At 66.9% G+C, this 11627-nt stretch carries 11 protein-coding genes; 9 read left to right on the top strand and 2 right to left on the bottom strand.

Going from position 1 to position 11627, the window contains the following annotated elements:
• Together QOC69_RS12280 and acnA are read right to left on the bottom strand one after the other, a co-directional pair.
• Positions 1-235, bottom strand: a 235-nt coding sequence (locus tag QOC69_RS12280) for a TetR/AcrR family transcriptional regulator (RefSeq protein ID WP_526439772.1), incomplete at its 3' end; no start/stop codon positions are given.
• A gap of 11 nt (positions 236-246) precedes the next feature.
• Positions 247-3060 carry an aconitate hydratase AcnA gene (gene acnA / locus QOC69_RS12275; protein ID WP_526439770.1) on the bottom strand — a complete coding sequence of 938 codons (2814 nt, stop codon included), beginning with the start codon at positions 3058-3060 and terminating at the stop codon, positions 247-249.
• A gap of 190 nt (positions 3061-3250) precedes the next feature.
• On the opposite strand from acnA, the gene QOC69_RS12270 reads away from it, so the two are divergent.
• The 9 genes from QOC69_RS12270 to QOC69_RS12230 form a co-directional block, all read left to right on the top strand.
• Positions 3251-3781: an Rv1476 family membrane protein gene (locus QOC69_RS12270; RefSeq protein ID WP_526439768.1), complete on the top strand. Its 531-nt coding sequence runs from the start codon at positions 3251-3253 to the stop codon at positions 3779-3781.
• 217 nt (positions 3782-3998) lie between these two features.
• The gene (gene ripA, locus QOC69_RS12265) at positions 3999-5444 is read left to right on the top strand and encodes an NlpC/P60 family peptidoglycan endopeptidase RipA (protein WP_526439766.1); all 1446 of its coding nucleotides are present in this window, start codon (positions 3999-4001) and stop codon (positions 5442-5444) included.
• Positions 5444-6178 (top strand): NlpC/P60 family peptidoglycan endopeptidase RipB, encoded by a 735-nt coding sequence (ripB, locus tag QOC69_RS12260; RefSeq protein WP_526439763.1) that lies wholly within the window; start codon positions 5444-5446, stop codon positions 6176-6178. The genes ripA and ripB overlap by 1 nt, the downstream gene beginning before the upstream one ends.
• Positions 6179-6335: 157 nt before the next feature.
• Positions 6336-7484, top strand: coding sequence for a chaperone MoxR1 (gene moxR1, locus QOC69_RS12255; protein WP_526439761.1), 1149 nt, complete (start codon positions 6336-6338; stop codon positions 7482-7484).
• Complete coding sequence (locus QOC69_RS12250; protein WP_526439759.1) at positions 7481-8434, top strand: DUF58 domain-containing protein; 954 nt, start codon at positions 7481-7483, stop codon at positions 8432-8434. The genes moxR1 and QOC69_RS12250 overlap by 4 nt, the downstream gene beginning before the upstream one ends.
• A gap of 52 nt (positions 8435-8486) precedes the next feature.
• Complete coding sequence (locus QOC69_RS12245) at positions 8487-9494, top strand: vWA domain-containing protein (RefSeq protein ID WP_526439757.1); 1008 nt, start codon at positions 8487-8489, stop codon at positions 9492-9494.
• Positions 9495-9590: 96 nt separating this feature from the next.
• Positions 9591-10307 carry a 3-oxoacyl-ACP reductase FabG1 gene (gene fabG1, locus QOC69_RS12240; RefSeq protein WP_526439755.1) on the top strand — a complete coding sequence of 239 codons (717 nt, stop codon included), beginning with the start codon at positions 9591-9593 and terminating at the stop codon, positions 10305-10307.
• A gap of 17 nt (positions 10308-10324) precedes the next feature.
• Positions 10325-11134, top strand: a complete 810-nt coding sequence (gene inhA, locus QOC69_RS12235) for an NADH-dependent enoyl-ACP reductase InhA (protein WP_526439753.1) — start codon at positions 10325-10327, stop codon at positions 11132-11134.
• Positions 11135-11136: 2 nt separating this feature from the next.
• A partial coding sequence (locus QOC69_RS12230; protein WP_526439751.1) for a ferrochelatase occupies positions 11137-11627 on the top strand: 491 nt, incomplete at its 3' end.

The following is an 11627-nucleotide window of genomic DNA, read 5'->3' as shown; positions in this document are numbered from 1 at the left end:
GGCCTTCGCGCGACGCCACGTCGGCCATCCGCTCGTCGTCCTCGTGGGCCAGCTCGAAGAACAGGGTGTCCTTGTCCTTGAAGTGGTGAAAGATGGCGCCGCGCGACATCCCGATGGTGTGTTCGAGCCGCCGCACGGTCGCCTTCTCATAGCCGTACTCCGCGAAGCATCGGCGTGCGCCGTCGAGAATCTGGCGACGGCGGGCAGCCAGATGATCCTCGGTGACCCTCGGCATGACCGGTTGCGCTACCCGGTCTTCAGCATGTTGCGCAGCACGTACTGCAGGATGCCGCCGTTGCGGTAGTAGTCGGCTTCGCCGGGGGTGTCGATGCGCACCACCGCGTCGAACTCGACCGCCGAGCCGTCCTTCTTGGTGGCCGTGACGTGCACGGTCTTCGGCGTCTTGCCCTCATTGAGGGCGGTGATGCCGGAGATGTCGAACACCTCGGTGCCGTCCAGCTTCAGCGACGCCGCCGATTCACCCGCGGGGAACTGCAGCGGGATGACGCCCATGCCGATCAGGTTGGAGCGGTGAATGCGCTCGAACGACTCGACGATCACCGCGCGAACCCCGAGCAGCGACGTGCCCTTGGCCGCCCAGTCCCGCGATGATCCCGACCCGTACTCCTTGCCGCCGAGCACCACCAGCGGGATGCCGGCTGCCGCGTAGTTCTGCGCCGCGTCGTAGATGAAGGTCTGCGGCGCGTCGGCCACGGTGAAGTCGCGGGTGTAGCCGCCGGAGACGTCGTCGAGCAGCTGGTTGCGCAGCCGGATGTTGGCGAACGTGCCCCGGATCATCACCTCGTGGTTGCCGCGCCGCGATCCGTAGGAGTTGTAGTCCTTGCGGTCGACGTTGTTCTCCTCGAGGTACTGCGCGGCCGGGGTGCCCGGCTTGATGTTGCCCGCTGGGGAGATGTGGTCGGTGGTGACCGAATCACCAAGCAGGGCAAGCACCCTGGCGCCGGTGATGTCGTTGACCGGCTGGGGTTCGGCGGGCATGCCGTCGAAGTACGGCGGCTTGCGGACATAGGTCGACTTCGGATTCCAGTCGAACGTCTTGCCCGCAGGCGTCGGCAGATTCTGCCAGCGCTCGTCGCCCTTGAACACGTCTCCGTAGTTCGAGGAGAACATCTCCTGGTTGATCGACGAGGCGATGATGTCGGAGATCTCCTTCGCCGTCGGCCAGATGTCCTTGAGGAACACGTCGGTGCCGTCGGTGTCCTGGCCAAGGGGTTCGGTCTCGAAGTCGAAGTCCATGGTGCCTGCCAGCGCGTAGGCGATCACCAGCGGCGGGGAGGCCAGGTAGTTCATCTTGACGTCGGGGGAGATGCGGCCCTCGAAGTTGCGGTTGCCGGACAACACCGCGGTAACCGACAGATCGTTGTCGTTGATGGCCTTGGAGATCTCCTCGGGCAGCGGGCCGGTGTTCCCGATGCACGTGGTGCAGCCGTAGCCGACCAGGAAGAAGCCGAGTTTCTCCAGGTACGGCCAGACGCCGGCCTTGTCGTAGTAGTCGCTGACCACCTGTGAGCCGGGTGCCATGGAAGTCTTCACCCACGGCTTGGAGGTCAGGCCCCTGTCGACGGCCTTCTTGGCAAGCAGCGCCGCACCCAGCATCACCGACGGGTTGGACGTGTTGGTGCAGGACGTGATCGCCGCGACCACCACCGCGCCGTGGTCGAGGACGAATTCGCCGTACTCGTCGGTCTTGATCTTGATGGGCTTGGACGGCCGGCCCTCGGCACCGTTGGCCGCCGACATGACATCGACCGCATCGTCTTCGGCGAAGGACAGCGACACCGAGTCGCTGGCCGGGAAGCTCTCGTCGACGGCCTCGTCCAGCTTCGTGCACTCGACGGGCATGTTCTCTTCGACGTAATTGTGGATGTCCTTGCGGAACGCGGTCTTCGCGTCGCTGAGCTGGATGCGGTCCTGCGGGCGCTTGGGCCCGGCGATGGAGGGCACCACGTCGGACAGGTTCAGCTCGAGGTACTCGGAGAACACCGGTTCGTGTTCGGGGTCGTGCCACATGCCCTGCGCCTTGGCGTAAGCCTCGACCAGCGCCAGCTGGTCCTCATCGCGGCCGGTGAGTCGCAGGTACTCGATCGTCACGTCGTCGATCGGGAAGATGGCCGCGGTGGAACCGAATTCGGGGCTCATGTTGCCCAGGGTGGCGCGGTTCGCCAGGGGTACCTCGGCGACGCCCGCTCCGTAGAACTCGACGAACTTGCCGACCACGCCGTGCTTCCGCAGCATCTCGGTGGCGGTGAGCACCACGTCGGTGGCGGTCACGCCGGGCTGGATCTCGCCGGAGAGCTTGAAGCCGACGACCCGGGGGATGAGCATAGAGACCGGCTGTCCCAGCATCGCAGCTTCGGCTTCGATGCCGCCGACGCCCCAGCCCAGCACGCCGAGGCCATTGACCATCGTGGTGTGCGAGTCGGTGCCGACACAGGTGTCGGGGTATGCCACACCGTCGCGGACCATGATCGTGCGGGCCAGGTATTCGATGTTGACCTGGTGCACGATGCCGGTGCCCGGCGGCACCACCTTGAAGTCGTCGAACGCGCCCTGTCCCCAGCGCAGGAACTGGTAGCGCTCACCGTTGCGGGAGTACTCGATGTCGACGTTGCGCTCGAAGGCGTCGCGCTTGCCGAACACGTCGACGATCACGGAGTGGTCGATCACCAGTTCGGCGGGGGCGAGCGGGTTCACCTTCTCGATGTCGCCGCCAAGGTCACCGACGGCCTCGCGCATGGTGGCCAGGTCGACGATGCACGGCACGCCGGTGAAGTCCTGCATCACGACGCGGGCGGGGGTGAACTGGATCTCGATGCTGGGGTCCGCTTCCGGGTCCCAGTTCGCGATCGACTCGATGTGCTCCTTGGTGATGTTGGCGCCGTCCTCGGTGCGGAGCAGGTTCTCGGCGAGCACCTTGAGGCTGTAGGGGAGTTTCTCATTGCCGGCTACCGCGTCGAGGCGGTAGATCTCGTAGCTCTTGTCCCCGACCTGCAGTGTGTCGCGGGCTCCGAACGAATTCACGGAATCCTTGCTGCTCACTTCAACTCCCGGTTTAGTTGTCGCCGTGACGGGCTGTGTCGCCGGCGCTGATGATTCTAACAGTACGCTTGTCCTGTAAACCACCCCAGGGCGGCTTTCAGTCTTGTCCTGATCCGCGCGGGTTGCCAGTCGGTTGAGAACGCCGAGTCGCTCCACTCCCGCCTAGAGGCGATCCAGTAGCGTGCCCCGTGTGACCGGACCGCTCGTCATCCCGTTCCTGCCGGAGTACATCCCGCCCGACGTGGACATGAACGCGGTCAACGCTGCCGTCGCCGCCGACGGGGTGAGCGCTCCCGGCGCCGACGTCGCCGCGCTCAAGCAGGTCGTCGCCGACGCGCACGCCAAGGGCATCGACTTGAAGATCGTCGTCATCCCCACCAACCCACCGATCGACACTCCACTGCGCGACATCGCCACCGAAGTCGGCAAGCTTCATCCGGAATCGACGGTGCTCGCAATCAGCCCGTTCTTCGCCGGGACGTACAGCAGGCACTTCGACCGCGTCACTTTGGAGGCGGGCCAAGACGTCGCCAAGACGGGCAATCCCGTGCTGTCATCGCAGAATTTCGTCGGTGAGTTGACGACGTCACATTTCCCGTGGACGCCATTCACGATCGTCCTAGTGGTGGGCGTCGCGGTGGCCGCCGTCGGCACCCGCATGCTGCAGGTTCGGGCCCGGAAGTCGGCTGTCGCGGAGGCGCCCGCCACACCTGCCGAGTGACCGCAAAACGCACTCGGTGAATTCCAACATCACCATTCGGTAACGCTCGTTCCAATTACAAACTTGTAATTCGTTACTAACGTTTCTTTAGCGCTAGATGTGACGTACGGTGCAAAAGGTGCCTGCTGTTGCAGTTGTGGTCCAAGTGACTCCTGTGACGAACGGACCCACGAACGTACCGACACGTTCGCGTCGAGCCCGAGGAGACCAGAAGCCAATGAGACGCTTTACTCGCGCCTCTGGGTCGCGGCTGTGCGGCCGAATCGGCGCGGTTTCGCTCGCGTTCGGTGTGCTGGCCGCGTCGGTGTTCGCCCATGGTGTAGGCACGGCCGTCGCCGAACCCCCCAGTCCTGAGGGAATCGCGACGCTCGTCGCCGCCGTGGCCAACGCCAACCAGAAGCTGCAGGACCTCGGCGCTGCCATCCAGACCCAGCAGGAAAGCGTGAACAAGGCGATCGTCGACGTTCAGACCGCGCGTGACGCCGCCGCGACCACCCAACAAGGGGTCGACGCCAGTCAGGCGGGCCTCGACGACGCCAACGCCGCGATCGCCGCTGCGCAGCAGAAGTTCGACCGATTCGCGGCATCGACCTACGTGAACGGACCGTCGGCGTCCTATGTGACCGCGAACGATCCCGCCGACATCATCGACACCGCAGCTACCGGTCAGACGCTGTCGCTGAGCAGCCAGCAGGTCATCACCAACCTGCAACGCGCCCGCACCGAGCAGGCGAATCGGGAGTCGGCCGCGCGGCTGGCCAAGCAGAAGGCCGACCAGGCCGTCGTCGATGCACAGGCCAGCCAGGACTCGGCCGTGACGGCACTCACCCAGGCGCAGCAGACCTTCGGTGGCCAGCAGGCCGAACTCGACCGGCTCACCGCGGAACGATCGGCGGCGCAGGCCAAGCTCGAGCAGGCCCGGGTGCAGTGGTCGGTGCCGGCAGGCAACGCCGCACCGCAGGCCGCGCCCGTCGCGGCGCCCGTAGCCGCGGCGAGCAACCCGTCGGACAACTGGGATCGCGTCCCCGCCGCAGCGGCCCCCGGCAATCCTGGCGCGAACAGCGAGTGGGATACCACGCTGCCCGCGATCCCCAGTGCGTTCGTCGGCGGTGACCCGATCGCGATCATCAACACGATCCTCGGCATCGCCTCGACCTCCGCACAGGCCACCGCCGACATGGGCCGCGGCTTCCTGCAGAAGCTCGGGATTCTGCCCACCCCAAGCGGTTTCACCAACGGCGCGATACCGCGCGTCTACGGCAGAGACGCGGCCGAGTACGTCATCAAGCGGGCAGGATCGCAGATGGGCGTCCCGTACTCGTGGGGTGGCGGCAACGCGGTGGGTCCGAGCAACGGCATCGACTCGGGTGCGGGCACAGTCGGTTTCGACTGCTCCGGCCTGATCCTGTACGCCTTCGCCGGGGTGGGCATCAAGCTGCCGCACTACTCCGGTGCCCAGTACGACATGGGCCGCAAGATCCCGTCTTCCCAGATGCGCAGGGGCGACGTCATCTTCTACGGCCCCGGCGGTAGCCAGCACGTGGCGCTCTATCTCGGTGACGGGCAGATGCTCGAGGCGCCCTACACCGGATCGACCGTCAAGATCTCGCCCGTGCGGACCAGCGGCATGACGCCGTACGTGATCCGCTACATCGAATACTGATGGTGATTGCCTTGCCCCTGTTGTTCTTTCGGTCCCTGTCGTCCATTCGCTTCGCGAAGGTGTTCGTACCGCTGGTGTGCGCGCTCGCGCTGATGGTCGGTACGGCGGCGACCGCCGCGGCCGACCCCGACGCCGGAGCGTGGGACCCCACGCTGCCGAAGATCGTCAGCTCCGGCGCGCCCGGCGACCCGGTGGCCGCCGCGAACGCGGCGTTCTCGGTGAGTCAGCTCGCACTGCAGACCACGCAGAGCCTTGGCAGTCAGTTCCTGCAGAGCATCGGTCTCGCACCGTCGCCCTCCGCCGGCTCGAATCCCGGGGGCAGGGTCCGCGGACCGCAGGCCATCGAATACGTGATCCGGCGCGGGGGGTCGCAGATGGGCGTGCCGTACTCCTGGGGCGGCGGCGCGCTCAACGGTCCCAGCGCGGGCGTGGACTACGACGCGGGCAAGATCGGCTACGACTGCTCGGGCTTCACCCGGTACATGTTCGCGGGCGTCGGCGTCCAGATCCCGAAGTACTCTGGTGACCAGTACAACGCCGGAAGACCGATCGCGCCGTCGCAGGCCAAGCGGGGCGACCTGATCTTCTACGGGCCAGGGGGCAGCCAGCACGTGGCGATGTTCCTTGGTGGCGGCAAGATGCTGGAGGCCTCCGGCAGCGCGGAGAAGGTCACCGTCAGCCCGGTGCGTACCGCAGGCATGTCGCCGCACCTGGTTCGCTTCATCGAGTCCTGATCGAGGCCGTATCTGGGCAGGGCACGTCGACGGATCCCGAAGTGCCTGGAATAGTTGACGGGGAGCGTCCGCCGAGTCGGCTCTGGCGCCCACCAGGATCGAGCAGGACCAGCGGTCTGAACTGCCCGTCGGAATTGAACATGTGGGAGGAAGCTGAATGACGTCACCGAGTGGGCCGCCGCAGGGCGCAGGAGGTTTCCCGGGCCAGGGTCCGACTCAGGGCTTTACGCCAGGAACCCAGCAGGGCCCGCCCAACGGCGGCCAACAGGCTGGCGGCCTGCAGGGTGAGGTGCACACCCTGGAGCGTGCGATCTTCGAGGTCAAGCGCATCATCGTCGGCCAGGACCGGCTCGTCGAGCGGATGCTGGTTGGCCTGCTCGCCAAGGGTCACGTGCTGCTCGAGGGCGTGCCGGGCGTGGCCAAGACGCTGGCGGTGGAGACGTTCGCCAAGGTCGTCGGCGGCACGTTCGCCCGCATCCAGTTCACCCCCGACCTGGTGCCCACCGACATCGTCGGCACCCGCATCTACCGGGTCGGCAAGGAGGAGTTCGACATCGAGGTCGGCCCCGTGATGGTCAACTTCCTGCTCGCCGACGAGATCAACCGTGCGCCTGCCAAGGTGCAGTCGGCCCTGCTCGAGGTGATGGCCGAGCGCAAGGTGTCGATCGGCGGCAAGACCTTCCCGCTGCCCAGCCCGTTCCTGGTCATGGCGACGCAGAACCCGATCGAGCAGGAAGGCGTCTACGCCCTGCCCGAGGCGCAGCGCGACCGCTTCCTGTTCAAGATCAACATCGACTACCCGACGCCAGAGGAAGAACGCGAGATCATCTACCGGATGGGCGTCACGCCGCCTACGCCGAAGCAGATCCTCAACCCGGGCGACCTGCTGCGGTTGCAGGACGTCGCCGCGAACATCTTCGTGCACCACGCCCTGGTCGACTACGTCGTCCGCGTCGTCACCGCGACCCGCGAGCCCGACAAGTTCGGCATGCCCGACGCCAAGTCGTGGATCGCCTACGGCGCCTCGCCGCGCGCCTCGCTGGGCATCATCGCGGCATCGCGCGCGCTGGCTCTGATCCGTGGCCGCGACTACGTCATCCCGCAGGACGTCGTCGAGGTCATCCCCGACGTGCTGCGGCACCGTCTGGTACTCACCTACGACGCGCTCGCCGACGAGATCTCCGCGGAGACCGTGATCAACCGGATCCTGCAGACGGTTGGGCTGCCTCAGGTGAACGCCATTCCGCAGCAAGGCCATTCGGTGGCGCCGGCCATGCCCGCGGCGGCGGCGGCCAGCGGTCGGTGACCGACTCGCATCGCCGGACGGTCGACCTGCCGTCGCTGCAACGCGGCGAGATTCGCGATCCCGCCCTGTCGGCGGCGCTGCGCAAGCTCGAGCTGACGGTGCGCCGAAAGCTCGACGGCGTGCTGCACGGTGACCACCAGGGGCTGATGCCGGGGCCGGGTTCGGAGCCGGGCGAGTCGCGCATCTACCAGCCCGGCGACGACGTGCGCCGGATGGACTGGTCGGTGACCGCGCGCACCACCCACCCCCACGTCCGGCAGATGATCGCGGACCGCGAACTTGAGACCTGGCTGGTGGTCGACGTGTCCGCGAGCCTGGACTTCGGCACCGCAGGCTGTGAGAAGCGCGACCTCGCCGTGGCCGCTGCTGCGGCCATCGCGTTCCTGAACAGCGGCGGCGGCAATCGGCTCGGCGCGATCATCACCAACGGTGACGTCACCAAGCGGGTGCCCGCGCTGTCGGGTCGCCTGCACGAACAGGAGCTGTTGCGGGCCATCGCCACCATGCCGAAGGCGCCGGTCGGCGTGCGCGGTGACCTTGGCGCCGCCATCGACGCGCTGCGCCGTCCCGAGCGGCGCCGCGGCATGGCGGTGATCATCAGTGACTTCCTCGGCCCCATCGACTGGATGCGGCCGCTGCGCGCCATCGCCGGACGACACGAGGTACTCGGCGTCGAGATCGTCGACCCTCGCGACGTCGAGCTCCCCGACGTCGGCGAAGTCATCCTGCAGGACACCGAATCCGGGGTCACCCGCGAGTTCACCATCGATGCACAGTTGCGCGACGACTTCGCCAAGGCCGCGGAGGGCCACCGCGCCGAGGTGGCCCGCACGCTTCGCCGCTGCGGCGCGCCACTGATGACCCTGCGCACCGACCGGGACTGGATCAACGACGTGGTCAGGTTCGTCGCCGCCAATCGCCGTCGCGGCGCTCTGACCGCCGGCCGATGAGCGCTTGCGCGACGAGCATGAGAGCCGATAGATCTGAAATGACAAGCTGCACATGACTTTGCCGTTGCTCGGACCGATGACCCTTTCGGGCTTCGAACACCCCTGGTACTTCCTGTTCCTCTTGGTGATCCTCGGCGTCGTCGGGCTCTACGTCGTGGTCCAGATGACGCGCCAGAAGCGGATGTTGCGCTTCGCCAACATGGACCTGCTGGAGAGCGTCGCGCCGAAGCGGTCCACCCGCTGGCGGCACCTGCCCGCCATCCTGTTGGTGGCGTCGCTGACGTTGTTGACGGCCGCGATGGCCGGACCCACCAACGACGTCCGGATTCCGCGCAACCGCGCCGTGGTGATGCTGGTGATCGACGTCTCGCAATCGATGCGGGCGACCGACGTGGCCCCCAGCCGCCTGGCCGCCGCGCAGGAGGCGGCCAAGCAGTTCGCCGACCAGCTCACCCCCGGCATCAACCTGGGCCTGATCGCCTACGCCGGTACCGCGACCGTGCTGACGTCGCCGAGCACCAACCGCGCGGCCACCAAGGCCGCGATCGACCAACTGCAACTGGCCGACCGCACCGCCACAGGTGAGGGCATCTTCACCGCGCTGCAGGCCATCGCCACGGTCGGCGCCGTGATGGGTGGTGGCGACGAACCCCCGCCGGCGCGCATCGTGCTGATGTCCGACGGCAAGGAGACGGTGCCGTCGAACCCTGACAACCCCAAGGGGGCCTACACCGCGGCACGCACGGCCAAGGACCAGGGTGTGCCGATCTCCACGGTCTCGTTCGGCACGCCGTACGGCACCGTGGACATCAACGACCAGAAACAGCCGGTGCCGGTCGACGACGAGATGCTCAAGAAGATCGCCGAACTGTCCGGAGGGAACGCGTACACCGCGTCCAGCCTCGAGCAGCTCAAGGAGGTCTTCACCACGCTTCAGGAGCAGATCGGCTACGAGACCACCAAGGGCGACGCCAGCGCGGGCTGGCTGCGGCTGGGTGCGCTGGTGCTGGCGCTTGCGGCGCTGGCGGCACTGCTACTGAACCGCCGCCTGCCGGGCTGATACTCGATTTCGGCCTCACCGGGGCGAGACGATAGGTTGGCGGGCATGCTGCGGACGCGAGGAGCAAAGTAGTGGTGCGGACGCGAGGAGCAGTTAATGCCTGAATTCGTATCGCGCTCCGTGCTGGTTACCGGTGGCAACCGCGGCATCGGCCTCGCCATCGCCCAGCGGCTGGCCGCCGACGGTCACAAGGTGGCCGTCACGCACCGCGGTTCTGGCGCACCGGACGGACTGTTCGGCGTCGAGTGCGACGTCACCGACAACGCCGCCGTCGATCGCGCGTTCACGCAAGTCGAGGAGCACCAGGGCGCCGTGGAGGTGCTGGTGTCCAACGCAGGCATCTCCCAGGACGCGTTCCTGATCCGGATGACCGAGGAGCGCTTTGAGAACGTCATCAACGCCAACCTCACCGGGGCGTTCCGGGTGGCCCAGCGGGCTTCGCGGAGCATGCAGCGCAAGCGTTTCGGCCGGATCATCTTCATCGGTTCGGTCTCAGGTATGTGGGGTATCGGCAACCAGGCCAACTACGCGGCCGCCAAGGCCGGTCTGATCGGCATGGCCCGCTCGATCTCCAGGGAGCTGTCCAAGGCAGGGGTTACCGCGAACGTGGTGGCCCCGGGCTACATCGACACCGAGATGACCCGCGCGCTGGATGACCGCATTCAGGCGGGGGCGCTGGAATTCATTCCGGCGAAACGGGTCGGCACCGCCGAGGAGGTCGCTGGGGCGGTCAGCTTCCTCGCGTCGGAGGACGCGAGCTACATCGCCGGCGCGGTGATCCCGGTCGACGGCGGCATGGGCATGGGCCACTAGAGGAGATAAGGACTTTCATGGCAGGGTTTCTCGAAGGCAAGCGCATCCTCGTCACGGGGATCATCACCGACTCGTCGATCGCATTCCACATCGCCAAGGTCGCCCAGGAGGCGGGGGCGGAGCTGGTGCTGACCGGCTTCGACCGGATGAAGCTGATTCAGCGCATCGCCGACCGCTTGCCGAACCCGGCGCCGCTGCTGGAGCTCGACGTGCAGAACCAGGAGCACCTGGACAGCCTGGCCGACCGCGTAACCGAGGTCATCGGTGAGGGCAACAAGCTCGACGGCGTCGTGCACTCAATCGGGTTCATGCCGCAGACCGGGATGGGCATCAACCCGTTCTTCGACGCGCCGTACGAGGACGTCGCGAAGGGCATCCACATCTCGGCCTTCTCCTACGCGTCCTTGGCCAAGGCGACACTGCCGGTGCTGAACTCGGGTGGCTCCATCGTCGGCATGGACTTCGACCCGACCCGTGCAATGCCCGCCTACAACTGGATGACGGTCGCCAAGAGCGCGCTGGAGTCGGTGAACCGGTTCGTCGCGCGCGAGGCCGGGCCATTCGGCGTGCGGTCGAATCTGGTTGCCGCAGGCCCGATCCGGACACTCGCGATGAGTGCCATCGTCGGTGGTGCGCTCGGCGCAGAGGCTGGCGATCAGATGCGGCTGCTCGAGGAGGGCTGGGATCAGCGCGCCCCGGTCGGCTGGAACATGAAGGATCCGACGCCGGTTGCGAAGACGGTGTGCGCCCTGCTGTCCGACTGGCTTCCCGCGACCACCGGGACGATCGTCTACGCCGACGGCGGCGCACACACGCAGTTGCTCTAGCGATGGACGTCGATGCCGTACTGCTGCTGTCGTTCGGCGGGCCAGAAGGCCCCGAGCAGGTGCGGCCGTTCCTGGAGAACGTCACCCGCGGCCGCAACATCCCGTCCGAGCGCCTCGACGACGTCGCCGAGCACTATCAGCACTTCGGCGGGGTCTCGCCGATCAATGGAATCAATCGCGCGCTGATCGAGGCGCTGCGTGCGGAATTCGGCCGTCGCGGCGCAGACCTGCCGATCTACTTCGGCAACCGGAACTGGGATCCGTACGTCGAAGACGCCGTTATCCAGATGCGGGACAACGGTGTTCGACGGGCGGCCGTGTTCGCCACGTCGGCCTGGGGTGGGTACTCGAGCTGTACGCAGTACATCGAGGACATCGCCCGTGGTCGGGCGGCGGCGGGGGAGCGCGCGCCAGAGATGGTCAAGCTGCGGCAGTACTTCGACCATCCGCTCTTCGTCGAGATGTTCGCCGACGGGATCGCGGCCGCGGCGGC

Source organism: Mycobacterium sp., from assembly GCF_032162105.1.
GTDB lineage: Bacteria > Actinomycetota > Actinomycetes > Mycobacteriales > Mycobacteriaceae > Mycobacterium.
Note: the sequence above shows the minus strand (reverse complement) of the source record. Positions and strands in the feature narration are given on the sequence as shown.